The 24809-nt window shown below is 75.0% G+C and carries 23 protein-coding genes and 2 pseudogenes; 18 read left to right on the forward strand and 7 right to left on the reverse strand.

Annotation, left to right across the window (positions count from 1 at the left end):
• Positions 1-60: 60 nt before the first annotated feature.
• Positions 61-843, reverse strand: a complete 783-nt coding sequence (gene nagB, locus ACZ5GH_RS32715) for a glucosamine-6-phosphate deaminase (protein ID WP_387753645.1) — start codon at positions 841-843, stop codon at positions 61-63.
• Positions 844-1143: 300 nt separating this feature from the next.
• The gene (locus tag ACZ5GH_RS32720) at positions 1144-1551 is read right to left on the reverse strand and encodes a hypothetical protein (RefSeq protein ID WP_387753642.1); all 408 of its coding nucleotides are present in this window, start codon (positions 1549-1551) and stop codon (positions 1144-1146) included.
• 375 nt (positions 1552-1926) lie between these two features.
• Between ACZ5GH_RS32720 and ACZ5GH_RS32725 the strand changes: the two genes are divergently transcribed.
• The 3 genes from ACZ5GH_RS32725 (at position 1927) to ACZ5GH_RS32735 (ending at position 5444) form a co-directional block, all read left to right on the forward strand.
• Positions 1927-2688, forward strand: a complete 762-nt coding sequence (locus tag ACZ5GH_RS32725; protein ID WP_464336089.1) for a serine/threonine protein kinase — start codon at positions 1927-1929, stop codon at positions 2686-2688.
• Positions 2685-4253: a serine/threonine-protein kinase gene (locus ACZ5GH_RS32730; protein ID WP_387753637.1), complete on the forward strand. Its 1569-nt coding sequence runs from the start codon at positions 2685-2687 to the stop codon at positions 4251-4253. The genes ACZ5GH_RS32725 and ACZ5GH_RS32730 overlap by 4 nt, the downstream gene beginning before the upstream one ends.
• Positions 4254-4343: 90 nt before the next feature.
• Positions 4344-5444, forward strand: a complete 1101-nt coding sequence (locus ACZ5GH_RS32735) for a calcium:cation antiporter (protein WP_387753634.1) — start codon at positions 4344-4346, stop codon at positions 5442-5444.
• A 358-nt stretch (positions 5445-5802) separates the two neighbouring features.
• Here ACZ5GH_RS32735 and ACZ5GH_RS32740 read toward each other — a convergent pair whose 3' ends face one another.
• Positions 5803-6834: an LPXTG cell wall anchor domain-containing protein gene (locus ACZ5GH_RS32740; RefSeq protein WP_387753632.1), complete on the reverse strand. Its 1032-nt coding sequence runs from the start codon at positions 6832-6834 to the stop codon at positions 5803-5805.
• Positions 6835-7267: 433 nt separating this feature from the next.
• On the opposite strand from ACZ5GH_RS32740, the gene ACZ5GH_RS32745 reads away from it, so the two are divergent.
• The 7 genes from ACZ5GH_RS32745 to ACZ5GH_RS32775 all read left to right on the forward strand — a co-directional run bounded on the left by ACZ5GH_RS32745 (position 7268) and on the right by ACZ5GH_RS32775 (position 12247).
• Entirely contained in the window at positions 7268-8611 is a 1344-nt protein-coding gene (locus ACZ5GH_RS32745) for a geranylgeranyl reductase family protein (protein ID WP_464336090.1), read from the forward strand.
• A gap of 212 nt (positions 8612-8823) precedes the next feature.
• Positions 8824-9480 (forward strand): TNT domain-containing protein, encoded by a 657-nt coding sequence (locus tag ACZ5GH_RS32750; RefSeq protein ID WP_387753627.1) that lies wholly within the window; start codon positions 8824-8826, stop codon positions 9478-9480.
• A gap of 175 nt (positions 9481-9655) precedes the next feature.
• Complete coding sequence (locus ACZ5GH_RS32755; RefSeq protein ID WP_387753624.1) at positions 9656-10255, forward strand: GNAT family N-acetyltransferase; 600 nt, start codon at positions 9656-9658, stop codon at positions 10253-10255.
• Between the two features lie 169 nt (positions 10256-10424).
• Positions 10425-10871 (forward strand): HAD family hydrolase, encoded by a 447-nt coding sequence (locus tag ACZ5GH_RS32760; RefSeq protein ID WP_387753621.1) that lies wholly within the window; start codon positions 10425-10427, stop codon positions 10869-10871.
• A gap of 65 nt (positions 10872-10936) precedes the next feature.
• A complete protein-coding gene (locus ACZ5GH_RS32765; protein WP_387754067.1) occupies positions 10937-11350 on the forward strand; it encodes a DUF3040 domain-containing protein in 414 nt (137 codons plus the stop codon).
• A gap of 4 nt (positions 11351-11354) precedes the next feature.
• Positions 11355-11651, forward strand: a complete 297-nt coding sequence (locus ACZ5GH_RS32770) for a PRC-barrel domain containing protein (protein WP_387753618.1) — start codon at positions 11355-11357, stop codon at positions 11649-11651.
• An 11-nt stretch (positions 11652-11662) separates the two neighbouring features.
• Positions 11663-12247, forward strand: a complete 585-nt coding sequence (locus ACZ5GH_RS32775) for a type 1 glutamine amidotransferase domain-containing protein (protein ID WP_387753616.1) — start codon at positions 11663-11665, stop codon at positions 12245-12247.
• 35 nt (positions 12248-12282) lie between these two features.
• Here the strand turns inward: ACZ5GH_RS32775 and ACZ5GH_RS32780 are convergent, their stop codons facing one another.
• A complete protein-coding gene (locus ACZ5GH_RS32780; RefSeq protein WP_464336914.1) occupies positions 12283-13137 on the reverse strand; it encodes an ATP-dependent DNA ligase in 855 nt (284 codons plus the stop codon).
• 99 nt (positions 13138-13236) lie between these two features.
• A pseudogene (gene ligD / locus ACZ5GH_RS32785) lies at positions 13237-14109 on the reverse strand (non-homologous end-joining DNA ligase); the annotation flags it as partial.
• Positions 14110-14369: 260 nt separating this feature from the next.
• On the opposite strand from ligD, the gene ACZ5GH_RS32790 reads away from it, so the two are divergent.
• Together ACZ5GH_RS32790 and ACZ5GH_RS32795 are read left to right on the forward strand one after the other, a co-directional pair.
• Positions 14370-14804, forward strand: a complete 435-nt coding sequence (locus ACZ5GH_RS32790; protein WP_387753613.1) for a CBS domain-containing protein — start codon at positions 14370-14372, stop codon at positions 14802-14804.
• A 181-nt stretch (positions 14805-14985) separates the two neighbouring features.
• A complete protein-coding gene (locus ACZ5GH_RS32795; RefSeq protein WP_401104264.1) occupies positions 14986-15570 on the forward strand; it encodes a pyridoxamine 5'-phosphate oxidase family protein in 585 nt (194 codons plus the stop codon).
• Positions 15571-15643: 73 nt separating this feature from the next.
• On the opposite strand, the pseudogene ACZ5GH_RS32800 reads toward ACZ5GH_RS32795, so the two are convergent.
• A pseudogene (locus ACZ5GH_RS32800) lies at positions 15644-15967 on the reverse strand (transglycosylase family protein); the annotation flags it as partial.
• A 551-nt stretch (positions 15968-16518) separates the two neighbouring features.
• Here ACZ5GH_RS32800 and ACZ5GH_RS32805 point away from each other — a divergent pair.
• The 4 genes from ACZ5GH_RS32805 to ACZ5GH_RS32820 all read left to right on the forward strand — a co-directional run bounded on the left by ACZ5GH_RS32805 (position 16519) and on the right by ACZ5GH_RS32820 (position 21384).
• A complete protein-coding gene (locus ACZ5GH_RS32805; RefSeq protein WP_387753608.1) occupies positions 16519-17112 on the forward strand; it encodes a universal stress protein in 594 nt (197 codons plus the stop codon).
• Between the two features lie 179 nt (positions 17113-17291).
• Positions 17292-18746, forward strand: a complete 1455-nt coding sequence (gene pdxR, locus ACZ5GH_RS32810) for a MocR-like pyridoxine biosynthesis transcription factor PdxR (protein ID WP_464336091.1) — start codon at positions 17292-17294, stop codon at positions 18744-18746.
• A gap of 170 nt (positions 18747-18916) precedes the next feature.
• Complete coding sequence (locus ACZ5GH_RS32815) at positions 18917-19432, forward strand: hypothetical protein (RefSeq protein ID WP_387753603.1); 516 nt, start codon at positions 18917-18919, stop codon at positions 19430-19432.
• Between the two features lie 545 nt (positions 19433-19977).
• Entirely contained in the window at positions 19978-21384 is a 1407-nt protein-coding gene (locus ACZ5GH_RS32820; RefSeq protein WP_387753601.1) for a family 2B encapsulin nanocompartment shell protein, read from the forward strand.
• A 1027-nt stretch (positions 21385-22411) separates the two neighbouring features.
• On the opposite strand, the gene ACZ5GH_RS32825 is transcribed toward ACZ5GH_RS32820, so the two are convergent.
• Positions 22412-23053 (reverse strand): hypothetical protein, encoded by a 642-nt coding sequence (locus tag ACZ5GH_RS32825; RefSeq protein WP_464336092.1) that lies wholly within the window; start codon positions 23051-23053, stop codon positions 22412-22414.
• A gap of 213 nt (positions 23054-23266) precedes the next feature.
• Between ACZ5GH_RS32825 and ACZ5GH_RS32830 the strand changes: the two genes are divergently transcribed.
• Together ACZ5GH_RS32830 and yidD are read left to right on the forward strand one after the other, a co-directional pair.
• The gene (locus tag ACZ5GH_RS32830; RefSeq protein ID WP_387753595.1) at positions 23267-24034 is read left to right on the forward strand and encodes a bestrophin-like domain; all 768 of its coding nucleotides are present in this window, start codon (positions 23267-23269) and stop codon (positions 24032-24034) included.
• 170 nt (positions 24035-24204) lie between these two features.
• A complete protein-coding gene (gene yidD / locus ACZ5GH_RS32835) occupies positions 24205-24762 on the forward strand; it encodes a membrane protein insertion efficiency factor YidD (protein WP_387753592.1) in 558 nt (185 codons plus the stop codon).
• Positions 24763-24809: the final 47 nt, after the last annotated feature.

Raw genomic sequence — 24809 nt, forward strand, 5'->3', positions numbered from 1 at the left:
CGTACTCAGCGCGTGCTCAGTGCGTGCTCGACGCCCGCCCGGTGCCCGCCGGGCGTCAGCTCAGAGCTTCTGCCAGACCGGCTTCGCCGCGTAGGTGTCGCGGAAGTAGTCGGCGAGCTTGAGGCGGGAGGCAGCCGCCTCGTCCACCACCACGGTGGCGTGCGGGTGCAGCTGGAGCGCCGAGGCGGGGACGACCGCGGACAGCGGGCCCTCGACGGCGAGCGCGACGGCCTCGGCCTTGGCCTCGCCGGTCGCGAGCAGGACCAGGTGGCGGGCCTCCAGGATGGTGCCGATGCCCTGGGTGATGACGTGGTGCGGGACCTCGTCGATGCTGTCGAAGAAGCGGGCGTTGTCCACCCGGGTCTGCCGGGTCAGGGTCTTGATCCGGGTCCGGGAGGAGAGCGAGGAGCAGGGCTCGTTGAAGCCGATGTGGCCGTCCGTGCCGATGCCGAGCAGCTGGAGGTCGACGCCGCCGGCCTCGGCCAGCGCACGGTCGTAGGCGGTGGCGGCCGCGGCGATGTCGGACGCGTTGCCGTCCGGGCCCAGGAAGGACTCCTCGGTCAGGCCGAGCGGCTCCACGACCTCGCGCAGCACCACCGAGCGGTAGGACTCCGGGTGACCGGCGGGCAGGCCGACGTACTCGTCCAGCTGGCAGACCCGCGCCCTGGTGGCGTCCAGCCGGCCGTCGCGGACGCGTTCGGCCAGGGCCTGGTAGATCGGCAGCGGGGTCGAGCCGGTCGCGACGCCGAGCAGGGCGTCGGGCTTGTCGGTCAGCAGATCGGTGATCGCCGCGGCGATGAGGTCGCCGGCCGCACGGGCGTCAGGGACGATCACGATTTCCATACTGGGTCCACCGTTCTGAGGCGAGGCTGAGGTCTAGACCTCCGAGGTCTAGACCAGTTTGCCGTGAAGGGGTGCCCCAGGTCCACCCGGCTCCGGTGCCCGGACGATCTTCCGTCCACCGCCGCCGGCCGCCCTTCCGCCTGGTGGGGCGCCGAGGCCGGCCGTCGGGACGCGACGTCCCGGCGGCCGGCCCCGGTGGGGGTGCCCGCTACGGCTTCCCGCTCCCCGGCCGTCCGGACGGCTGCCCGGTCGTACGGACGGTGTGGGGGTGGCGGGTGCGGCGCTTCGGCGGCGCCGCGGTCAGAACGGCCTGGTGCAGGTGGTGACCTGCTGGGAGACGTCCAGCGCCGGGCCGGCGGTCGCGCAGATCAGGCGCGGCGCGGTGGCGGTCACCCGCGGGGTGACCGCCGTGGCGGAGCCGAACCGCACGGTGGTTGCGGAGGCGACCGTCTCCCACGGACTGCCCCAGGCCTCCTGGGTCCGGATCTCGACCCGAACCATCGTCAACTGGCCCGGGTCCGCGCTGACCTGGGCGACGCCCACGATGCCCTCGCCGTCGGCCTGGTGCGATACGCAGGGCTGGTTGAGCACCGCGGCGCAGGCCACGGCGTCGGTGCCGGACGTCGCCGGGGCCGCTATGGCCGGAGCCGCCGTCAGGCCGGTGATCCCTGCCGCCGCCAGTGCCAGAGCTGCGATCCGAGCGCGCATAATGCGAACCTCCTTGGAAATTAAGGGAATCTCACTCCTTGAGATGAGTCTTGCACACATCGTGGATGTCGTGCTGTGTGCGTTGCGTCACACTCATGGTGACCGTTCAACTACATCCTGCAACCATTCGCCCTCTGTTCGGCGCACGGACAACTCCCGTCCTGACGGATGATCAGTTGCTCGGGGTGGTGCCATCCGTCGCCCCGCCGTCCCCCCGCCGTCCACCCGCACCGAGGGCTCGGCCATCCGCTCCAACTCCCCGACGTCCAGCGGTTCGTAGGCCTGCTCGAACCGCGCCCTCACTCGTCCGGGTGGCGGTGCGTCTGCGGAGCGGATCGGACGGATACCATCGACCCGATCCCACGGAGGTGCCGCGTGGACACGGTCATCGTCCAACTTCCCTGCCCCGGGCCCGGGATGGCGCCCGCCGACGCCCCCGGCCTGCTGCGGATGGGCCCGGGCGAGGCCGCGGTGTTCGGGCGCGGGGAGCCCGGCCGTCCGGTCCCCATCCCGCTGCCCGACCAGGGCGTCTCCCGCCGGGCGGGGGAGGTGGTCGCGGCCGAGGACTACTGGCGGCTGTCCAACTTCAGCACCTCGGCCACCTATGTGGTGGAGAACCTGGAGGGCGCGGGCGAGCACGTCAAGGTGGCGCCCGGCCGGCTCGGCGCGCCCGTCCCGTTCGAGCTCTCCCGGGTGCTGCTGCCCGCGCTCGGCGAACCCGCCGCCTTCAAGGTGTTCGCCCCGCAGCACGCCTACCTCGACGGCCCGCCCGGCCGCGCCGACGGCGAGCGCACCGTCAGCCCGTTCGCCCTGGACCCGACCGCCAAGTACTTCCTGGTCCTGCTCGCGCTCTGCGAGCCCCGGCTGCGCTCGCCCTCCGCCGCGGCCGTCCCCGGGGTGACCGAGGTGCTCGCCCGGCTGCGCGCCCTGCCCGGCTGCCGGGGACTGAGCCGCTCGGCGGTGAACTACCACATCGACTACCTGGTGGAGACCAAGCTGCGGCTGCGCGAGCCGTACGAGGAGGGGGCGGGCGGCGGCAAGCGCGAGGAACTGGTCGCGCTGGCGCTGAGGTTCGACCTCGTCCGGGAGGAGCACCTTTCGCTGCTCCCGTCCCGGCGCGCGGCCGCCCGGCCGTGACGCCCGCCGCCCCGCCCGGGCCGGAGCCGACGGCGGCCGGGTCGGCGCCGGAGCCGGAGTCGCCCGAGCCGACGCCGCCCGGGCCGGAGCCGCCCGGCGGTCCGTCCTTCGCGGTCCCGGAGGGGTACCCGATCGCCGGCTACCGGCTCGGCGCCCTCCTCGGCGCGGGCGCCTGGGGCAGCGTGCACGCCGCCGAGGGCCCCGACGGCAGCCGGGTCGCCGTCAAGCTCCTCGGCGCGGCCCGGTTCAGCCCCGGCCAGCGCCGGACGGTGGCCCGGATGGCCCGCAGCGAGCAGCGCTTCAGCCGCCGCGCCGACCACCCCCACCTGATCCGCACCCTCGCCGTGGTCACCGTCGAGGACCCGGACCACCCGGCGCTGGACGGCGCCGTGGCCCTGGTGATGGAACGCGCCGCCCGCAGCCTGCAGGACCTGCTGGCCGGGGCCCGTCCCGGTACGGCGGTGCCGGGCGCCGAGCGCATCCTCACCGAGGTCTGCGCCGGGCTGACCCACATGCACCGGGCCGGCTGGGTGCACGGGGACCTGAAACCGGCCAATGTCCTGCTGATGCCCGACGGCACCGCCAAGATCGCCGACTTCGGCCTCACCGCCGAGCTGGAGGGCACCCACGCGTACGCGCCGCCGCTGGGCTCGCCCGACCACGTCCCGCCCGAGTGGTGGTCCGAGCGCACCGGCGCCCGGGGAGTCGCGGTGCGCCCCAGTGCCGACGTCTGGGCCTTCGGCGTGATCGCCCACCAGCTGCTCACCGGTGGCCTGCACCCCTTCCTCGGCGCCACCGCCCGGGCCCGCTCGCTGGCCGCCCAGGCGTACGCCCGGGGCGCCGCGCCGCTGCGGCTGGACGAGGCGCTGCCGGTGCGCTGGCGGCCCGTGGTCGCCGCCTGCCTCGCGCCCGGACGGGAGGAGCGGTCCCGGACCGAGCCGGCCGTGCTGGTGGCCCGGGCCGTCGCCCGGCCCGCCCGGCGCCGCCGCGCCGCCGTCCGGGCCGGGGCGGGCCTGGCCGCCTGCGGACTGGCCGTCCTCGCCCTGGCGGGCGGGCCGGAGCCCGGCGGGCCGGGTGCCGCCCACCGGGCGGTGCCCCCGCCGCCCGGCGCGATCCCGGCCGGCTCGGACGTCCCTACGGCCTACCGGGGCATGATCGAGACCGCGGCGCGGCGCTGCCCGGAGCCGGAGGTCACCCCGGTGCTGCTGGCCGCCATGCTGAAGGCCGAGAGCGGCTTCGACCCGAACGCGGCCCGCCCGGAGACCGGCGAGTACGGCATCGCCATGTGGACGCCGTCCGTCTTCGAGGCCTGGGGCAGGGCCGCGACCCACCCCGGCCCGAAGTCGTACTGGGACCCGGGCGACGCGATCGCCGCGATGGGCAACTACGCCTGCTGGCTCGACCAGCGGCTGAGGCGCCACGGCTTCACCCGCGACCTGCCCGCCCTGGTCGCGGCGGCGTACCGGACCAGCGACAAGACCGTGACGGCCGAGGGAGGCGTGCCGGAGCGCGTTCGGAAACATGTCGACACGGTGCTCCAGTACCTCCACGACTACGGCGGGTGAGCGGAGAAACGGGATGAGTTGTGCCACAACGGCACGAATCGCGGCGCGGGCACCCGGAGGACGGGCCTCCGGTCTGGGATCCTCGGCGGCATGATCACGAAGCTCCGCTCCGCTGCCGCGCGATGGACCGTCGTCGTCCCCGTGGTGTCGTTCCTCGTCCTCGCCCTGACCTGGCACAAGAACCTGCCCGGCTGGGTGGTGGCGGTGGTCGCCTGCTTCCTGGTGGGCGCCGTGCTGTCCGCCGTGCACCACGCCGAGGTCATCGCGCACTGGTCGGGGGAGCCCTTCGGATCACTGGTCCTCGCGGTGGCGGTCACCGTGATCGAGGTCGCGCTGATCGTGACGCTGATGGCCGACGGCGGGGACAAGTCCTCCACGCTGGCCCGGGACACCGTCTTCGCCGCCGTGATGATCACCTGCAACGGCATCCTCGGACTGTCCATCCTGGTCGCCGCCGTCAGGTACCGGACCGCCGTCTTCAACGCCGAGGGCACCGGCGCCGCGCTCGCCTGCATCGCCACCCTGGCGACCCTCAGCCTGGTGCTGCCGACCTTCACCACCAGCTCGCCCGGCCCGCAGTTCTCGACCACCCAGCTCACCTTCGCGGCCACCGCCTCGCTGGTGGTCTACGGGCTGTTCGTCGCCACCCAGACCGTCCGGCACCGGGACTACTTCCTGCCCGTCACCCCCGAGGGCCGGGTGCTGGACGAGGAGGACCATGCCTCCCCGCCCACCCTCCGGGCCGCCGGGGTCAGCCTGCTGCTGCTGGCCGTCGCCCTGGTGGCGGTGGTGGGCCTGGCCAAGGGCGTGTCGCCGACCATCGAGAAGGCGGTGGACGACGCCGGGCTCCCGCACGCCGTGGTCGGCGTGGTGATCGCCATGATGGTCCTGCTGCCGGAGACCATCGCGGCGCTGCGCGCGGCCGTCCGCAACCGGGTGCAGACCAGCCTCAACCTCGCCCTGGGCTCGGCGCTCGCCAGCATCGGCCTGACCATCCCGGCGGTCGCGATCGCCTCCAGCTGGCTCTCCGGCCCCCTCGTCCTCGGCCTCGACCCGGCGCACATGGTGCTGCTGACCCTGACGATCGTGCTGCTCACCCTCACGGTCATCCCGCGCCGGGCGACCCCGCTGCAGGGGGCGGTGCACCTGGCGGTGCTGGCGGGATACGTGGTGCTGGCGCTGAACCCGTGACGGCCCGCCGGCCGTAGTCGGGAGTGGAAGCCCCTGGCCCGTTCCCCCCGTGCGGGCCAGGGGCTTCCGGCGTACCCGGGGCCGGGCCGGACGGGGCCGGTGGGGCCGACGCGTCCGACGGGGCCGACGGTGAACCCGGGAGGGGGCGGCGGCCGTGGTTCCGGATGAGGGCCCTGGCTCACCCCCGTGGCCAGGGCCCCTCGTCGAGCCGGGCGCGACCGCCGGTGAACCCCCGAGGGGGTGCGCGCCGTGGAACGACAGGGAGCCCCTGGTCCCGCAGCTGCTCGCGGGACCAGGGGCTCAGTGGCGTCGCGGCTCAGTCGCGGCGCGCTGCCCGGGACGCGCCCGGGCGGGTACCTCAGGAGCTGGTGCGACGACGGCGGGCGTAGACCACCGCGCCCGCGCCGCCCAGCAGCAGCACGGTGCCGGCGCCCGCGTAGAGCAGGGTGCCGTCGCTACCGGTGGTGGCCAGCTTCTTGCCGTCCGAGGGGGCGCCCGGGATCGGGGTGGGGACGCTGACCTTGTCGGGCATGACCAGCGGCTGCTCCGGGTTGACCGGGGTCTCGGTGGTCGGGACGTGCACCGGCACGGTGGCGGTCGGCGCGTCCGACGGGGCCGGGCTCGGGGCGCCGGTGGTGGTCGGCTTCCCGGTGGGCTGCTCGGTCGGCTTCTCGGTGACCGGAGGCGTCACCGGGGCGGTCGCCGCCGGGGTGGTCGGGGTGGCGCTCGGCGTCACCGGGGGCTTCGGCGTCTCGGTGGGCTTCGGGCTCCCGCTCGGCGAGGCCGGAGTCGTGGCCGGGGTGGTGGCGGGCGTCGTGGCCGGGACCGACGGGGTGTGCGAGGGCACCGCGGTCGGGCTGGTCGGCGGCGTCTTCACCGGGGTCGGCGTCACGCTCGGAGAGGGCTTGCCGGTCGGGGTCGGGGTCGGGCTCTGGCCGCCGCAGTCGACCTTGAAGACCTTGTGCTTGGGGTTGTTGAGCTTGGCGTCCTTCGGCAGCTTGCCGTCCACCAGCTCGACCGACTGCCAGTAGAGCTTGTAGTGGCCGTCCGGCAGGTGGATGTCCTCGGTGCGCACGTGGCCGTGCGGGTCGACCGGGATGTCGCCGAAGGCGGCGAGCGTCTCGCCCTTGGGGCCGACGGTGGAGATCGCCCAGATGACGTCCTGGTTGGCGTCGAAGCCGAAGGAGTCCAGGTAGAAGGTGCAGACCTTGGGCTCGTTGCGCACGTCCTCCTGGCCGGTGCCGGCGTCGTGGATCTTGACGGTGCCGTTGTTGCCGGGGGCGCCGCCCTTGCCGCCCGCGGCGGCGTGCGCGGCGGGGGCGAGCAGCATGAGCGCGGCGGCGGTCGGGACGGCCACCAGGGAGCGCGCGGCGGTGGAGCGGAGGTGCATCTGACTTCCATCGGGTACGGCAGGCCGGGACGGGCCCGCGCGGCGGCAGGGAGCCTCTGGTCGGCCGTTCGGCGGGAGCCGGTGTCGTGCGACGGGAGGGGCACAAAAGTTCCCGCAGCCGGGAACGTGACGCAAGGTGGGTTTGGCCGAAATGCATCGCTCCAGGCGATTGGTCCGACTAGTTCATTACAACGATCTGATTACCCGGTTGTCGGGGCTTCGTGTGCGTTCGAGCCGGTTGGCCGGTCAACTCCGGGACGCGGTCCGGCGGGTGAACCCGGACCACCGCGGTGGCCGGTATTGACCGGTTCGCGGCGGCGGCCTGCGTGTCGGGGCGGCGGGCGGGTGCCGGGGTTCTCTATCGTCCGTCCGGAACCGCCCAGTCCGACGCTTCCGTCGCGCGGACAGCCGATCCGACCCGTGGGAGAGTGCGATGCCCGGTCCAGAGCAGACCGTCCGGCCCGAGCAGGCGGCCCGGCCCGAGGAGGCCGCCGGGGGCGGGGAGACCCTCCGGGCCGCGGAGAGCGCCGACGTGATCGTGGTCGGCGCCGGCCCGGCCGGCTCCACCGCCGCCGCCCACCTGGCCCGGACCGGACTGGACGTGCTGCTGCTGGAGAAGTCCGCCTTCCCGCGCGAGAAGGTCTGCGGGGACGGCCTCACCCCGCGCGTCGTCAAACAGCTCGCGGACCTCGGCATCGACGTCTCCGAGGAGGCCGGCTGGCTGCACAACCGGGGCCTGCGGCTGATCTCCGGGCACCGCTCGATCGAGTTCGACTGGCCCGAGCTCTCCGCCTACCCCGGGTACGGACTGGTCCGGCGCCGCGCCGACTTCGACGAACTGCTCGCCCGCAGGGCCGCCTCCTCCGGTGCCAGGGTCGTCGAACGCGCCAATGTGACGGGCCCGTTGCTGGACGAGCGGACGGGCCGGATCACCGGCGTCACCGCCAAGCTGGGCGAGGAACGCCGGCCGGTCGCCTACCGGGCCCCGGTCGTGGTCGCCGCCGACGGCAACTCCACCCGGCTGTCGGTGGCGATGAAGCGCTACCGCCGCACCGACCGCGCGATGGGCGTCGCGTACCGGACGTACTTCACCACCCCGCGGCACGACGACCGCTACCTGGAGGCCTGGCTCGACCTGCGCGACCCCAAGGACCCGGCCCGGCGCCTGCTGCCCGGCTACGCCTGGGTGTTCGGCATGGGCGACGGCACCGCCAACGTCGGACTCGGGGTCCTGGACACCGCCAAGACCGAGGTGGACTGGCGCGAGCTGCTGCGCCACTGGTGCGACGGCCTGCCGCCGGAGTACGGCTACAGCCCCGACGCGGTCACCGAGCCGATCCGCGGCGCCGCCCTGCCGATGGGCCTCAACCGCCAACCCCACTACGCCGACGGCCTGCTGCTGGTCGGCGACGCGGGCGGCACGGTCAGCCCGGGCACCGGCGAGGGCATCGCCTACGCGATGGAGTCCGGCCGCTACGCCGCCGAGACGATCGTCCAGGCCCTCGCCCGCCGCACCGACCGCGGCCGCGAACTCGCCCTGCGCGCCTACCCGCAGGCGCTGCGCTCCGCCTACGCGGGCTACTTCGCCCTCGGCCGCCTGGCCGCCGACCTGCTGGGCCGCCCGAAGCTGCTCGGCGCGGCCGGGGCCGCCGGGCTCGGCCACCCGGCGCTGCTGAAGGTGGCGTTCCGGCTGATGGTCAACCTGACCGAGCCGAACTCCAAGGACGCCCTCGACCGGCTGCTCCACCTGCTCGGGCGGGTCGCCCCGGGGAGGTGACCCGGCGGCGCCGGACCGCTCATCCTCGCGGGTGGGCGGGCCCGGCGTCCCGGGTTCGGCCGAATCCGCGGGGTCGAACGCTCGGATGTACGGGTCATGTTGACGAATGATCAGATGATCCGATTGCCTGGTGTCGAACCAGCCACGGAGGGTGAGCACACCGCGCCTCCGCGGCTCCTTTCTCGACCGCTGACCCGTTCGACGGAGACACCGTGCGCCTTCGCCTTCGCCTGCTCATAGCGCCGCTCGCCGCGGCCGCCGCCCTGACCGCCGTGAGCACTCCCGCCGCCGTAGCGGCCCCGGCGGCCACCCCCTCCGACCAGTGCTCCGCCGCCTTCCGCGACGACGACGCCCGCCTCGGCCCCGCCGACCTCCCGACCACCGGACCGGTCGGCCGCCAGCTCGCCGGCTACCAGCGCACCGGCGGCGCGAGCGCCCAGGACTTCCTCGCCGAGTACTACGACCCGGCCGGCAACGGCGGCAAGGGCGGCTGGACGTACCCGCCGGCCGACGGCTACGTCATCCGGCCCGACGGCACCCCGATCGAGTTCGACCTCACGCTCCACCCCGACCAGAACATCGACCGCTACGGCAGCGAGTACGGCGCCTTCCTCGCCCCCGAGGGCCTGCCATACGCCAACCGCGCCATCCCGCCGCAGAGCCTGGACGGCAACCCGCCGGCCGCCTGCAACTACCACGACTACAAGGTGGTCAAGGCCTTCACGGTGCACGCCGGCCCGATCGCGCCGTGGTTCAACCAACCCGGCTGGGGCCTCCAGTACCAGCTCGACGGCGCCCTGCTGCCCGGCGGCCCGGCCAGGCTGAACGTGCTCTGGCTGGTGGAGAACGGCTACCTGGCCCGGATCTGACCCGCTCCGCCCCCGTACGGCGGCGTCCGGCGCGCGGTGCGAACCGGCCACCGGGCGCCGCCGCCATGCCGGGACCGCCGGACGTCGCGCCGGGACCGCCGGACGCCGAACCGCGGCGCCCCGACGACGGATTATTCGCTGGCGGACGCCGGGCGGCGGGGGATAGGAAGACCGGATGACCATCAGCGATCCCGTCACCGACCGGCGCGTCTTCCGCCCCACCGTCCTCGACCTGGGCGATGCCACGCTGCGCCCGTGGGGCCGTGGCCTCGACGTGCCCGGCGGCGTCGTGCCCGCCCTGGTCGCCGCCTCGCAGGACCCGGCCGTCGCCCGCTGGAGCCCGCTCGGCGCCACCGGCCCGGTGATCCCCGAGACCTACCTGGACCGCTGCGAGGAGCGCTGGGCCGCCGGCACCGCGGCCTCCTTCGCCGTCCTCGACGCCGCCGACGGCAGCCTGTGCGGCAACGTCTACCTGGGGTGGACCGACCGGGAGGACGGGGTGGCCATGATCGGCTACTGGCTGGTCGCCGCCGCCCGCGGCCGGGGCCTGGCCTCCCGGGCCGCCACCGCCGTCACCCGCTGGGCCGTGGAGCACGCCGACGTCCGCCGCGTCGAGCTCTACCACGCCGTCGCCAACGAGGACTCCTGCCGGGTCGCCGAGCGGGCCGGCTTCCCCTACGAGGGCACCCTGCGCGGCTCCTACACCTACGGCGGGGGCGTCTACGTCGACGAACACCTCCACGCCCGGCTGGCCTCCGACCCGTTCCCGCACTGAGGGCCCGCCCCCGGCCCCTGGACGCACGGGCCCCTGGACGCGCGGGCTCCTGGACGCGCGGGCTCCTGGACCCACGGGGCCGCGGGCCGCAGGCTGCGCGCGAGGCGGGGGAGCGACCTAACCTGGAAGGGAGCGTCCGGTGTGTCGCCCGCGAACGGAATCGGTGGTCATGACGGTGATCTCGGCGGCCCTCTTCGGTACCGACTGGTGGCAGCCCGCACTGCCCGGCGGTACCGAGTTGCTGCGCGAGTGCGCCGCCCGGGGGTGGACGGTGGTGCTGACCGGCCCCGGGCCGGCGGGGGCGCCGGCCCTCACCGTGGCCGATCCCGGGGGCGATCCGGTGCGGGCCGCGCTGGACCTGGTGGACGGCAGGCCCTCGCACGCCGTGGCCGTCGCCGGGAGCGTGCGCGAGGTCCGGGCGGCGCGGCGGGCCGGAGTGCCCTGCGTCGCCCTGGCGGCGGGCCGGGACACCGGCCCGGAACTGCGGGCGGCGGGCGCGGCCGAGGTCCACCGCGACGCCGCCGCGCTGTTGGGCGTCCTGGACGACAGCCTGCTCGCCCGCCCCCGGGCCTTCGGGCCCGTCGGCGCCGGAACAGCCGGCGCCCCGAACGGTTAGCGCCCGCCCGTACCGGGCAACCGCCGGGTGCGAGCACGTCACCGGAGGTGTCGGAGGTGACCGAGATGGACGGCCCCGCGTTGAGCGGATGGGAGCGGCGGCTCCTCGAGGAGATCGAGTCCGATCTGCGCCAGGACACACGGCTCGACCGGAAGTTGAGCACGATGGGCGCCAAGCCGCCCAGCCGGGCCCGGGGCGTGCTGCGCGCGGTCGGCCGCAGGATCTCGGCGGGGGTGGTGCTCACCGCCCTGGTGATGACGGTGATCTGCCTCGGCGTGGGCGTACGGACCCCGGTCACCTCCGTGCTGGTCGCGCTCGGCGTGGTCTGGGTGGCCACGGTGGCGGCCGCGGTCGCCACCGCCGAGCTGCTGCGCCGCCGCAGGGCGGCCCACGGCGGCCCCGGACCCGTGGACCCGGCACAGGCCCGGGAACGCCGGGAGCGCCGCGAGCGGCGCCCATGGGACCGACCGGAGGCGTGACGCGATGACCACCGAGCTGTGGGAGTACCGCCCGGGCTCCCACCCCGCCGCCGACCTCGCGTTGGTCGGGTACGAGGTGCACGCCACCGACGGCCCGGTCGGCCGGGTCGTGGAGGACACCGGGGACCACCTGCTGGTCGACGCCGGGCCCTGGGTGCCGGGCACCCGGCTGCCCGTCCCGGCCGGGCTGATCGCCCGGCTCGACCACCTGGACCACGCCGTCCACCTCGACTGCCCGCGCGCCAGGTTGAGTTCCGTTCCGCCCGCGGCCGTCGACCTGACCGCCCCGCACCCGCGCTGAGCGACCGGACCATGGGCTGGCCCGCCACCACGCTCACCGGCCGGACGATCGCCTTCCTGGTCGCGCCGTACGGGGTCGAGCAGGCCGAACTGGCCGACCCCTGGCAGGCGGTCGCCGAGTCCGGCGGCACCCCGCGGCTGCTGTCCACCGCCGAGGGCCGGGTCCGGGCCGTCCGGCACCTCGCCCCGGGCGACACCTTCGCCGTGGACGTCCTGGTCGCCGAGGCGGACCCGGCCGACTACGACGGGCTGGTCCTGCCCGGCGGCGTCGCCAACCCCGACCAGCTGCGGCTGGACCGCCCGGCGGTCGCCTTCGTGCACGCCTGCTGCGCCGCCGGCCGGCCGGTCGCGGCGATCTGCCACGCGGCCTGGACGCTCATCGAGGCCGACGCCGTGCGCGGGCGCACCCTCACCTCCTGGCCCAGCCTGCGCACCGACCTGGTCAACGCCGGCGCGCAGTGGGTGGACGAACCGGTGCACGTCTGCCACGACGGCCCCGGCCCGCTCGTCACCAGTCGCAAGCCGGGCGACCTGCCGCTGTTCGACGACGCCTTCGTGACGGAGTTCGCCCACGCGGCGACGAAGCGGCGGCGGTGACGGCGGGCGCGTCGGCCCTCCCGTCGGTCCTTCTGTCAGTCCCCCCGGAGCCGGACGAAGGTGGCGGCGGGCGGCCGGCCCGTGAGGGTGAGTTCGGCGCGCACGGGAGAGGTCAGCGGGTGCACCGGGCCGTGGTCGGGGTCGGTGGCGGGCGGGCCGAGCAGCGGGCGGACGATCTCGGCGACCTCGCGGGACTGGACCGGGGTGAGCCGCGGGGTGGTCAGGAACACCCGGCCGTCGTCGAGCCGCAGGACCAGCGCGTGCGGGTGGGCGGCCGGGCCGGTGACGGCGCGGACGGTGGCGTCGAGGGTGTCGCTGCGGCGGTACTTGACCCAGACCCGGCCGGCGCCGCGCGGGCGGTAGGGGGAGGCGGCGGCCTTGCAGACCAGGCCCTCCACACCGGTGTCGGCGAGCCGCTCCATCCACTCCAGCGCCTCCGCCCGGTCCGTGGTGGCCATCACCGGCTGGACCGGCGGCGGGACGTCGGCGAGGGCGGCGAGCAGCAGCCGGCGCCGGTCGGTGAGCGGCAGCCGGCGCACGTCGCGGCCGGGCAGCGCCAGCACGTCGAAGGCGATCAGGCCGAGCGCCACCTCGGGCGCGGCCGCGCGGGCCTGGCGGGTGCGCAGCAGCTCGCCGAAGGCGAACCGGCCGCCGCGCCAGGCGACCAGCTCGGCGTCCAGCACCAGCCCCTCGGGCAGCCGGGCGACGGCCGCGGCGACCGCCGGGAACTCGGGGGCGAGGTCCCGGCCGCTGCGGGACTGGAGGTAGGCGGGCTCGTCGCCGCGGGCGAAGGCGACGCAGCGGAAGCCGTCCAGCTTCAGCTCGTACAGCACGCCCCCGCCGCCCAGGCCGTCGGCGGGCGGGACGGCGGTCACGGCGGCCGGGCGCATCACCTCGACGGGCGGGTGCAGCACCTGGCGCGCCGACTCCGCCCGGCGCGGCCGCGGCTGCTGTGCCGGTGCCGGTGCCGGTCCGGACGCCGAGGGCGCGGCGGGCAGCGGCCGGGCCCGCTCCCGCTCCAGCAGCGGGGCGAGCAGGTCGCCGTGCGCGGCCAGCCGGTCCGGCACCTCGGCGAGGGTGAAGACCAGGTCCCGCTCGGCGGCGGCCCGTTCCAGCTCCGCCCACTCCAGCGGGGTGGAGACGGTCGGCAGCGGCCGGGCGCGCAGGGTGTACGGGGCGGCGGTGGTCTTCTTGGCGTTGTTCTGCGACCAGTCGACCAGCACCCGGCCCCGGCGGCGGGCCTTGGCCATCGTGTGCACCACCAGGTCCGGGTGCTCGGCCTCCAGGGCGGCGGCCAGCGCCTTCGCGTACGCGGAGACCCGGGCGCTGGGCGTGGGCTCGATCGGGACCAGCAGGTGCAGGCCCTTGGAGCCGGACGTCTTCACCCAGGCCGCCAGACCGTCCGCGGCGAGCCGCTCGCGCAGCAGCAGCGCGACCGTACGGCAGCTCAGCACGTCGGCGCCCTCGCCGGGGTCGAGGTCCAGCACCAGCCGGTCGGCGAGGGCGGGCGCGGCCGCGTGCCACTGCGGGACGTGCAGCTCCAGGCAGCCCAGGTTGGCGACCGCCAGCAGGGCCGCGCCGTCCTCCAGCACCACCTGGCGCAGCTCGCCGGTGCTGCTCGGCACGTCGACCGTGCGCACCCAGTCCGGGGTGCCGGGCGGCGGGTTCTTGGCGACGAACACCTCCGCCTCGACCCCGTCCGGGCAGCGCAGGAAGGAGACCGGGCGGTCGCGCAGGTGCGGGAGCAGCGCGGTGTGCACGGCGGCGTAGTAGCGCAGCACCTCGCCCTTGGGGGTGCCGGTGCGCGGGTAGTACACCTTGTCGAGGTGGGAGAGGGCGAGGGTGCGCCCGTCCACCGTCATCTGCGGCACGGTCCGCCTCCGGGTGCGTCGCGGGTCGTCCTGCCTCCCACTCTGCGGCCGTCCTGCGCGCCCCGCCCCCGGATGTCCCCGGCTTCGCCGCCCCGGCCCGTCCGCCGCGGGCCAGGGGTCGCGGGCCGCGGCGGGGTTGCTTATGGTGATGGCGCGGTCACCGCGCTCCCGCTCGGACGGCGGGAGCCCGGGAGCACCGCCGGGGGGACGCGGGGGGACCGGCGGGGGGAACCATCGACGAAGGAGTCCCCGTGACCACTGCCCGAGACATCATGCACACCGGCGCCCAGTGCATCGGCGCCCACCAGACGCTGGCCGAGGCCGCGCAGATGATGCGCGACAAGAACGTGGGCGCGCTGCCGATCTGCGGCGACGACCAGAAGCTGAAGGGCATCATCACCGACCGCGACATCGTGCTGCGATGTATCGCGGAGGGCAAGGACCCGGCCCGGATGACGGCCATGGAGCTCTCCGGCCACCTGCACTGCGTGCGCGCCGAGGACAGCATGGACACCGTGCTGCGCAAGATGGAGCAGCACCAGATCCGGCGCATCCCGGTGATCGACGGGGAGCGGCTGGTGGGCATGATCAGCGAGGCCGACCTGGCGATGGGGCACCGCGACGGCCAGCGGTTGACCGACCAGCAGATCATCGAGTTCATGGACAGCGTCTACATGATGCGGTGACCGGTCGGCGCCCGCGCGCGCCGTCCCCGCCCCGCCCCCGTGACCGGCCGGTCCCCGTACCGGCCGGGCCCGGGGGTGCGTCGTGCGGCCCGGCCCGTCCAGGAGTCGTGCGGTCGGGCCGGGCCGTCCAGGGTTCGGACCCTTCTTTCCCGTCCGCCGGGACGCGGGCACAATTCGGCCCATGGGACAGCAGTACGAAGGCATCGACGGCCGACTGCGCCGGTTCATCGAGCGCCAGCCGGTCTACTTCGTGGCCACCGCTCCGCTGGCCGCCGACGGACACGTCAACCTCTCCCCCAAGGGCCGCTCCGGGACGCTCGTGGTGGTCGACGAACTCACCCTCGCCTACCTGGACTTCGGCGGTTCGCAGGCCGAGACCGTCGCCCACCTGCGGGAGAACGGCCGGATCACCCTGATGTGGTGCTCCTTCGAGGGCCCGCCGACCGTGGTGCGGGTGCACGGGCGCGGCGAGCCGGTGTTCCGCGACGACCCGCGGTTCGCCGGGCTGCTCGGCCGCTTCGACCCGGCTGCGGACGGCTCCGGCCTGCGGGCGATCGTGCTGGTCAGGGCCGAGCGGGTGAGCGACTCCTGCGGGTACGCGGTACCGTTCATGGACTACCGCGGCGACCGCGACCTGCACGCCCGGTACTTCGACCGCAAGGACGAGGAGGAGTTCGGCGCCTACTGCGAGCGCAAGCCGCTGGTCGGCACCAGCCTCGACGGCCTGCCGGCCGTCCCGCTGCCGCTGCCGCCCCGGCCGTCCTGAGGCCGGGCGCGGAACGCGACGAGGCCGCCGCACCCCGAGGTGGGGTGCGGCGGCCTCGTGGCACGCGGTCCTACTTGGTCAGACCGGCCTTGACGGAGCAGACCGGCCAGGCGCCGGGGCCCTGGGCGGCGAGCACCTTCTCGCCGATGGCGATCTGCTGCGCCTTGCTGGCCTGGTGGGCCTGCGGGGCGTACGCGGTGCCACCGAAGGCGGCCCAGGTGCTGGAGGTGAACTGCAGGCCGCCGTAGAAGCCGTTGCCGGAGTTGATGGCCCAGTTGCCGGTCGCCTCGCAGGCGGCGACCTTGTCCCAGACCGAAGCCGGCGCGGCGGAGGCACTGGTGGCCGTGACGAGGCCGGCCACCGGCAGGGCGGTGAGCGCCCCGGCCATCAGAGCCATCCGGACGCGGTTGCGGCGCTTCGGGGTGGCAGTGGTGGTGGCAGCGGCGGTCTCGTTACGGAAGGTCATGGATTTCCTTTCGGAGGGCTTTACGAGCGCGCGGAACCAGGCCCTCGGAAGGCCGTCGGTTTCGGGGACACGTCACTCGCGTGGTCCTGCACCGTCCTGCCCGGGGGCGGTTGGCCCGGCCGGAGCGGATCGCTCGGTGCAACGGGTTCGAAGTTACGGGGGTGGCCGTGGCGGTTTCAAGGATTCGAAGGTTTAGCCACGTCAGAGGGCTGTTACCGGGCGTAAAGATCAAGGAAATGGGGCGATTTAAGCCGATTTCCCACCTTTTCCAAGATCAAATCGGCGCTGGAAGTGGCCCGCGCCACTCCGAACGGGCCCGGAAACCGCTGTGAGGCCGCCCACACGGTCGACGGTGCGTGACGACCCGCCAGCCACCGGTGCCGATTCCGCCGCCCCGGCTGTCGGCCCGGGTGGCCCCCACCACAGCCCTCACCCGGAGCGCCCCCTGCCGTCACTCCCGGTGGCGGGCATAGCCTCGGCCCATGAGCAACGAGAGCGATGCGGCGGACACGGCGGACGCGGGAGAGGCGGCCGCCGGTGCGGGTGGGGCGGCGGGCACCGGTGGGGGAGGAGCGGCCGCGGCCGGGGTGCCGACCGGCGCCCAGGACCACGAGGCCGCGGCCGCGCCCGCCGGCTTCGAGCTGGGCACCGACGGCCCCAGCGTGGTCCTGGCCGGCCTGGACGGCTCCGACTCCTCCTGGCGCGCCACCGCCTACGCCGCCGGACTGGCCCGCCGGCAGGGCGCCGTCCTCGCCGTGGCGTACATCCAGCCGATCCTCGGGGCGGCGACCGCCCTGGCCGGGGCCGCGGTGGAGGAGACCACCCAGGAGATCGCCGAGGAACTGCTGGCCGCGCTGCGCGAGGCCGAGCAGCGGGTGCGCGAGGTGTGGAAGGTGGAGTGGCGCTTCCTGACCAGGCGCGGCGACCCGTACACCGGCCTCGCCAAGCTCGCGGACGAGCTGCGCGCCGACGCGGTGGTGGTCGGCGCCTCCGAGCAGGCCGGGCACCGGGTGATCGGTTCGGTGGCGGTCCGGCTGGTGAAGGCCGGCCGCTGGCCGGTCACCGTGGTGCCGTAGCCGTAGCCGTAGCCGTAGCCGTAGCCGTAGCCGTAGCCGTAGCCGTAGCGGTGGCCGCGGCGCTGCAGCCGTGGGCCGTGGGACGTGAGCAGCGCGGTCGTGCGGCCGCGCGGGCCGTGGTCGGTGAGCGGGCAGCCGCCCGAAGGGGGCCGGGGCGGCGGCCGGTAGGGTGCGTGACCATGACGGACACGCGGGGCACGCACCCCTCCGAGCCCGCCCACCCGACCGGCAACGACCTGCACCTGGACCTCCCCGCCACCGGCGGCCGCCGCGCCGCGCTGATGTCGGCGCTGCGCGAGGCGATCCGCAGCGGCAGACTGGCCCCCGGCACCCGGCTGCCCCCCTACCGCGCCCTCGCCGCCGACCTCGGCCTGGCCCGCAACACCGCCGCCGAGGCCTACGCCGAGCTCGTCGCCGAGGGCTGGCTCACCGCCCGCCAGGGCTCCGGCACCACCGTCGCCGAACGCGCCGAACCCGTCCCGCGCGCCCGGGCCCGCCGGCCCTCGCGCCGCCCCGGTCCCATCCACGACCTGCGCCAGGGCCAGCCCGACGCCTCCTCCTTCCCGCGCACCGGCTGGCTCGCCGCCGCCCGCCGGGCCCTCACCGCCGCCCCCAACGAGGCCTTCGGCCCGGGCGACCCCCAGGGCCGGCGCGAACTGCGCACCGTCCTCGCCGACTACCTCGCGCGCGCCCGCGGGGTGCGCACCGACCCCGACCGGATCGTGGTCTGCTCCGGCTTCGCCCACGCGCTGCGGCTGCTCTTCGACGGCGCCTCGCCCGTCCTGCCGTCCGCCGAGCACGGCCCGCTGGCCGTCGAGGCGTACGGGCTGGGGTTCCACCGCGGGCTGCTGGCCGCCGCGGGCGTCACCACCGTGCCGCTGCCGATCGACGAACGGGGCGCCCGCACCGGCGAGTTGGCGCGGCACCCGGACGTCCGGACGGCCCTGCTCACCCCCGCCCACCAGTTCCCGACCGGAGGCCCGCTCGACCCGGGGCGCCGCGCCGCCGTGGTCGACTGGGCGCGCGGGCGCGGCGGGTTGGTCCTGGAGGACGACTACGACGGGGAGTTCCGCTACGACCGCCAGCCGGTCGGCGCCCTCCAGGGGCTCGACCCCGAACGGGTGGTCTACCTCGGCAGCGCCAGCAAGAGCCTGACCCCCGCGCTGCGGCTCGGCTGGATGGTGCTGCCCGACCACCTGGTGGACCGGGTGCTCGCCGCCAAGGGCGAACGCGAGGGCTGGGCCAGCGCCCTGGACCAGCTCACCCTCGCCGAGTTCATCGACTCCGGCGGCTACGACCGCCACGTGCGCCGGATGCGCCGCCGCTACCGGGAGCGCCGCGACCAGCTGGTGGCCGCGCTCGCCGCCCGCGCCCCGCACGTCGAGGTGTCCGGCATCGCGGCCGGGCTGCACGCGGTGCTGCGCCTGGAACCGGGCACCGAGCGTTCGGTGCTCAAGGCCGCCGCCTACCGGGGCCTGGCCGTCGAGGGGCTCGCGGACTACCGGCACCCGGCGGTGGGCGAGGAGGCGATGCCCGCCGTCGACGGCCTGGTGGTCGGCTACGCCACACCGCCGGACCACGCCTACCCGGCGGCGATCGGCGCGCTCTGCGACATCCTGCCGCCGTGCGGGTGAGGTCGGTGGCAGGGCTCCGGGAGGGCGGCGAAGCATAGGCCCCCGGGCGCACCGGCGGGGGCGGAACGCGGGCGGCGTGGTGCCCGGTGTCCGCTCGCCGCTCCTGCGTCGGTACGGACCGGAGCCGAGGAGCGGAACCCTGGCGGAAGCGGGGCCTACGCTCCTTGGTCATGCGCAGAACACATCCGAGCCGCATCGCGCTCGCCGCGTGTCCGGCCCTCGTGGCCGGTCTGCTCCTCTCCGCCGCCCCCGCGGCCCGGGCCGACGGCCGGCTGCCCCTCACGGCCGTCTCCGACCGGCAGACCACCGTCCGGGGCGGCGGGTTCACGCTCACCCTGACGCTCACCAACCCGCACGACACCCCGATCCAGTTCGTCTACCAGAGCGTCCAGGAGACCTACGGCACCGGTCGGCAGGCCGGTCTCAAGTTCACCGCGACGGCCTGCGGCACCCAGACCAACGGGTGCAGTGACAACGTCCACGGCGGCATCGCCCGCTACAACGTGCCGCTCGCCCCGGGCGCCGGCAGCACCTTCACGGTGACGTACACCGTGGCCCCCGATTCGGCCTGCGGCCCGGACGTCCGGATCGACTTCTACTCCTACCTGTACTACGAGTACCAGGGCGGCGAGTCCAACGACTCGGGCATCGTCGACATCCCCGGGACCCAGGTCGCCTGCGCCTGACCCTTGGGTACCGGCGGCACCGGCGGTGCCACCGCCGGACCGCCGCGGGCGCGCGGACCACCCCGGCGCAGGGCCCCGACTGCGCGCCCCCCGATCACCCGTCAGGTGCCGGCTTCCCCCGTGCCGGCACCTGACGGGCCGTTCGCGTTTCCCGGGGGTCCGCGCCGCTGCCGGGGCGGTGTGCCGGGTTGACGCCGGGCGACGGGCTCCGGAACGGCCCGGCCGGGCGGCGGTCGGGGCGGGAAGGCCGTTGGCAGTACGGGGATCGCAGCGGCGAACGGATGTTCCCGGAGTCCTCGGGGCCGTGGGGGCGGACCGGGCGAGATTCACCCTATCGGGGGGTAGTGGGCCTTCGTTCGGGCTCCGCCGGGTCCTGGTGATCTAGGGTTCCGGATGGGCCGCCGCGAGAGGGTGGCCGATACTTCGCGAAATTCGCCAACGCCCCCACTGACACGCGGATCTGACGGTCCGCCATGCCATGCGCCAGGGCGGGCCGGTACGCCCCTGGACGCGTGACCCGATCACAGGAATGGAGAGCCCTGCCGATGACCGTGGACACGAGCCCGGAGGCAGTGCAGGCCAAGCAGCAGAGCCTTGCGACGGCTGCTGCCCGGAACCTTGCCACCACGACCAAGTCCGCACCGCAGATGCAGGAGATCACCTCCCGCTGGCTGCTCAAGGTGCTCCCCTGGGTCCAGGCGGCCGGTGGCGCCTACCGCGTCAACCGCCGGCTCACCTACGCCGTCGGCAACGGGGTGGTGGAGTTCATCAAGACCGGCTCCCAGGTGCGGGTGATCCCGGCCGAGCTGGGCGAGCTGGCCCTGCTGCGGGGCTACGAGGACGAGGACGTCCTCGCCGCCCTGGCCGACCGCTGCCAGCAGCGGGACTTCGGCCCCGGCGAGGTGCTCACCACCCAGGGCGACGCCGCCGACAGGATCTTCCTGATCGCCCACGGCAAGGTCAACAAGATCGGCACCGGCAAGTACGGCGACGAGACCGTGGTCGGCGTGGCCGGCGACGGCGACCGCTTCGGCGAGGACGCGCTGCTGAACCCCGACGCCGTCTGGGAGTTCACGGCCAAGACCGCCACCGCCGGTGTCGCCCTGACGCTGAGCCGGGCGGACTTCGCCACCATCCGGGACAACGCGCCCGGCCTCCAGGAGCACCTCCAGGCCTTCCTGGCCCTGCCGCTCCAGGCGCAGAACGAGCGCGGCGAGGCCGAGATCGCGATGTCGGCCGGCCACCACGGCGAGTACGAGCTGCCCGGCGCCTTCGTGGACTACGAGCTCAAGCCCCGTGAGTACGAGCTGAGCGTCGCGCAGACCGTCCTGAAGGTCCACACCCGCGTCGCGGACCTGTACAACCAGCCGATGAACCAGACCGAGCACCAGCTGCGGCTGACGATCGAGGCCCTGCGCGAGCGCCAGGAGCACGAGCTGGTCAACAACCCGGAGTTCGGCCTGCTCAACAACGCCGACTTCGACCAGCGCATCCAGACCCACTCCGGCCCGCCCACCCCGGACGACCTGGACGAGCTGCTCAACCGCCGCCGCGACCCCGACTACCTGCTGGCCCACCCGCGGACCATCGCCGCGATCGGCCGGGAGCTGAACGCCCGCGGACTGTACCCCACCCACGTCGACCTCGGCGGGCAGCAGGTGCCGGCCTGGCGCGGGGTGCCGATCCTGCCCTGCAACAAGATCCCGATCACCAAGGAGAACACGAGCTCGATCCTGGTGATCCGTACCGGCGAGGACAACCAGGGCGTCATCGGCCTGCACCAGACCGGCATCCCGGACGAGTACCAGCCGTCGCTGTCGGTCCGCTTCATGGGCATCGACGAGAAGGCGATCATCTCGTACCTGGTCAGCGCCTACTACTCGGCCGCCATCCTGGTGCCGGACGCGGTCGGCGTGCTGGAGAACGTGGAGATCGCGCACACCCGCCACTGAGCGCGCGGAACGGCGAGCACGAGCCGTAACCGGTCGGCTCGAAGATCGTTTGACCTGAGGACGGACGGCCTGCCCCCGAGGGCGGGCCGTCCGCCTGACCGTATCTGATCACTTCTGGTCGCGCCTGATGAGCCTTCTGTCACGGCTGCGACCGAGTTCGACCGCTCTGCCTGTTCCGCCCCTTCCATCCGTTCCTTCGCGGCCGGTCGGCCCGAGCCCGTTCCGTCCTCCCCGGACGACCCGAGAGGTGTGTGGAGCCCATGCCCCAGCGTCGGCAGATCCGCCGGATACCGCCTGGCGGCGGTGGGGGATCGGCGCCCGGGCGGCGGGCGCGGCTGGGCGGGGCGGCGGCCGGCGTGGTCGCTCTCTGCGCGCTGGTCGGCGGGGCGACCGCGTCCGGCGCCGGGAACGCCGGCGGGTACCCGCACGGCCCGCACGGCCCGGTGGTGGACGTCTGCGTGTGCAACGAGACCGACATGTCGATGTCGGTGCGGCCGGGCGGACAGGTGACGGTCGGCGTGGACGTGGACGTGGACGTCCAGGTCGGGGTCGGCGTGGTGCCGAGCGTCGGGCCGGGGCACCCGGGGCCCCGGCCTCCGCACGGGCACCACCCCTGCCCCACGCCCAAGCCCACCCCGAAGCCGACCTGGCCTCCGAAGCCCACTGTGCCGCCGAAGCCGACCGGGCCTTCGCAGCCGACCCCGCCGCCGAAGCCCACCGGGCCCCCGATCCACTCGCCGTCCTTCTCGTCGCCCGCCGTCCCCTCGCCGCCGTTCTCCTGGCCGTCGCGTCCGGCGGGCCCGCGCGGTGGGACCGGGCAGCCGGTCGCGGCGCAGACCGGGCCCGGGCAGATCGGGCCGGGCCACGGCGGGGGCGACGAGGACGACGACTGGTACGACGACGACTGGTACGGCGGCCACGGCTGGCACCACCATCATCATCACCACCACCCCTGCCCGAGTCCGAGTCCGGAGCCCACCCCCACCCACACGCCGTCGCCTACCCCGACGCCGACGCCCACTCCGACTCACACGCCGACACCGACGCCGACCCCGACTCCCACGCCAACACCGACGCCGACGCCTACCCCGACGCCGACACTGACGCCCACTCCGACCCCGACTCCCACGCCGACCCCGACTCCCACGCCGACCCCGACTCCCACGCCGACCCCGACTCCCACGCCGACGCCGACGCCCACTCCGACCCCCACACCGACACTGACGCCGACGCCGAGCCTCCCTGCGACGCCCAGCCCTACCCCGACTCCGACGCCCACCCCGACGCCGTCACCGACCGTGCCGTCCCCCAGCCCGACCGCGGCCCCCACCCCGGCGCCCGCGACACCCGCGCCCCCGGCGTCGCCCGCCCCCGCACCGCCGCCGGCGCCCGCTCCGGCGCCCGCACCGGCGGCCCCGGCGGCCCCCGCACCGGCTGTACCCGTCCCGGCCCCGGCGGTCCCCGCGCCCGCGGCCCCCGCGGCGCCGAGTGCGGCCGCGCCCAGCCCGGCGGCCCCCAGCCCCGCGGCGTTGCCCAGTTCGGCGCGTCCGAGCCCGCTGTGGCCGACCCCGTCGGCGCGACCGGTGTTCCACGCCCCGGCGGCGAAGACCGCGCCGATGGCCCGGCGCCACCAGGGCCTCTCGATGACCACCACGATGCTGCTGGTCATGGTCCCCGCCGTGATCGCGGCGGCGGCTCTGCGACCGGGCCGTGGTGGCCGGGGACGCGGCGGCCGCTCGGGCCCGATCTGACCGCCCCCTGACGGCCCGCCGCCCGACCCGGGCGGCGGGCCGGGCGGAGCCGGCCCGGACCGACCCGACCGGGGTTCGCCCCCTTGACCCTTTACGTTCCGTCACGAGCCAATTCAGAGAAGGGAGTTGCCATGTCCGAGTGGGTGGCGTTGATCATCGCCATGGCGTCGGCCTGTGCCGTCGTGGTGGCGGTGGTGGTGCTCAGGCAGCGCCGACCGATCGAGGAGAGCAGCGACGAGACCCCGGACGTCATCGAGTACATCACGATGATGATCGGGGTGGTCTACGCGATCGTCCTCGGTCTCGCCATCGCGGGTGTCTGGGAGGCGCGCGGCGCCGCACAGGACGACCTGTTCCGCGAGGCGCAGTCGCTGCGCGAGGTGAGCGACCGCGCGGTGGTCTACCCGGTGGAGTTCCGGGACCAGGTCCGGGCCGACGTGGACGCCTACGTCTCGTACGTGGTGAACACCGAGTGGGACTACATGAAGAAGAACGGTGCGATCACCGAGAAGGGCGACCAGCTGCTCGAGAAGCTCCGGAACGACGTCGCCACCCGGCCGCCCGCCTCCGACCTGGAGGCGCAGTCCTACCAGCCGGTGATGGACCGGATCGGCCAGACCTCCGAGGCCCGCGACTCGCGCGGACAGAACGCCGGGCCGACGATGCCCGGGGTGGTCTGGCTCGGGCTGATCGGCGGTGCGGTGGTGACCGTCGGCATGCTGTTCGCGCTCCAGATCCGGCGTACGCCGCGGGAGTTGACCCTGGCGCTCTGCTTCAGCGTGCTGATCGCCTTCCTGTTGTTCATGATCTGGGACTTCGACAACCCGTTCTCCCGGAGCGTGTCGGTGACCACCCAGCCGTTCGAGGACCTCTTCCCCTCGCTCAACCTCGGCGACTGAGCGGGTCGGCGGGTCGGCGGCCGCGGTGCTGCAGGCCCGCCGTGCTGCCGGCCCGCTGGCCCGCTCAGTCACCGGCCCGCCGGACCGGTCCGGGCAGATGATCCTCGGATAATCTTGCCCGGATCGTCGGGGGCCGGTCCCCGGCGGAGCCAACGAGGGGATCGTCAGCAGTGTCCGAACCGACGCCGGATCTCGGCGCCCACTTCCCGCCGGCCCGCCCTGAGCGCGCCTGGTGGTGGCTGCCCGCCTCGGAGCGGATCCGGCGGAAGAAGCAGCGCCGGGCCTGGGAGGAGTACCGAGAGCGCTACCGCAAGGAGGACCACGTCAAGGCCAAGCGGCGCAAGCGCCTTCGGAACGAGGGGATCGACTGCTGCGGCGACGGCTGCTGCGAGATCGCCGACCCCTGCATGATCGCCCTGATCCCCGTGATGATGGTCTCCGGCGTCCGCTTCGCCCTCACCGGCGCGCGCCGGGGCCGGACGGCCGACCCGTCCGCCCCCGCCCCGCGCGGGTTCGCGGCCGGGGTGCTGTACGGCGCGGTGCGCTACTACCGCACCGAGGTCAGCCCCCGCCGTCCGGCCTGCTGCCCGTACACGCCGTCCTGCTCGACCTACGCGGTGCAGGCGCTGCACCGGCACGGCGCGCTGCGCGGGGCGCGGCTGACGGCCGGACGGCTGCTGCGCTGCCGCCCGGGCGCGGGCGGGGCGGACCCGGTGCCGCCGCGCTGAGCCGAGGTCGGCCCGCGCGGATGTTCCGCGCGGGCCGTCGCTCGCTT

The organism is Kitasatospora sp. Xyl93 (assembly GCF_055383135.1).

What these genes read in the sequence shown, in the direction of transcription:
- ACZ5GH_RS32780 (WP_464336914.1), bottom strand. Translation starts at nt 13,137, where the DNA reads ATGCGCCCGGCCGCCGTGACCGCCGTCCCGCCCGCCGACGGCCTGGGC.
- ACZ5GH_RS32795 (WP_401104264.1), top strand. Translation starts at nt 14,986, where the DNA reads ATGGGACAGCAGTACGAAGGCATCGACGGCCGACTGCGCCGGTTCATC.
- ACZ5GH_RS32720 (WP_387753642.1), bottom strand. Translation starts at nt 1,551, where the DNA reads ATGCGCGCTCGGATCGCAGCTCTGGCACTGGCGGCGGCAGGGATCACC.
- ACZ5GH_RS32735 (WP_387753634.1), top strand. Translation starts at nt 4,344, where the DNA reads ATGATCACGAAGCTCCGCTCCGCTGCCGCGCGATGGACCGTCGTCGTC.
- ACZ5GH_RS32820 (WP_387753601.1), top strand. Translation starts at nt 19,978, where the DNA reads ATGACCGTGGACACGAGCCCGGAGGCAGTGCAGGCCAAGCAGCAGAGC.
- ACZ5GH_RS32825 (WP_464336092.1), bottom strand. Translation starts at nt 23,053, where the DNA reads ATGACCAGCAGCATCGTGGTGGTCATCGAGAGGCCCTGGTGGCGCCGG.
- ACZ5GH_RS32775 (WP_387753616.1), top strand. Translation starts at nt 11,663, where the DNA reads ATGGGCTGGCCCGCCACCACGCTCACCGGCCGGACGATCGCCTTCCTG.
- ACZ5GH_RS32815 (WP_387753603.1), top strand. Translation starts at nt 18,917, where the DNA reads ATGCGCAGAACACATCCGAGCCGCATCGCGCTCGCCGCGTGTCCGGCC.
- ACZ5GH_RS32740 (WP_387753632.1), bottom strand. Translation starts at nt 6,834, where the DNA reads ATGCACCTCCGCTCCACCGCCGCGCGCTCCCTGGTGGCCGTCCCGACC.
- nagB (WP_387753645.1), bottom strand. Translation starts at nt 843, where the DNA reads ATGGAAATCGTGATCGTCCCTGACGCCCGTGCGGCCGGCGACCTCATC.
- ACZ5GH_RS32745 (WP_464336090.1), top strand. Translation starts at nt 7,268, where the DNA reads ATGCCCGGTCCAGAGCAGACCGTCCGGCCCGAGCAGGCGGCCCGGCCC.
- ACZ5GH_RS32805 (WP_387753608.1), top strand. Translation starts at nt 16,519, where the DNA reads ATGAGCAACGAGAGCGATGCGGCGGACACGGCGGACGCGGGAGAGGCG.
- ACZ5GH_RS32760 (WP_387753621.1), top strand. Translation starts at nt 10,425, where the DNA reads ATGACGGTGATCTCGGCGGCCCTCTTCGGTACCGACTGGTGGCAGCCC.
- ACZ5GH_RS32765 (WP_387754067.1), top strand. Translation starts at nt 10,937, where the DNA reads ATGGACGGCCCCGCGTTGAGCGGATGGGAGCGGCGGCTCCTCGAGGAG.
- ACZ5GH_RS32755 (WP_387753624.1), top strand. Translation starts at nt 9,656, where the DNA reads ATGACCATCAGCGATCCCGTCACCGACCGGCGCGTCTTCCGCCCCACC.
- ACZ5GH_RS32770 (WP_387753618.1), top strand. Translation starts at nt 11,355, where the DNA reads ATGACCACCGAGCTGTGGGAGTACCGCCCGGGCTCCCACCCCGCCGCC.
- pdxR (WP_464336091.1), top strand. Translation starts at nt 17,292, where the DNA reads ATGACGGACACGCGGGGCACGCACCCCTCCGAGCCCGCCCACCCGACC.
- ACZ5GH_RS32830 (WP_387753595.1), top strand. Translation starts at nt 23,267, where the DNA reads ATGTCCGAGTGGGTGGCGTTGATCATCGCCATGGCGTCGGCCTGTGCC.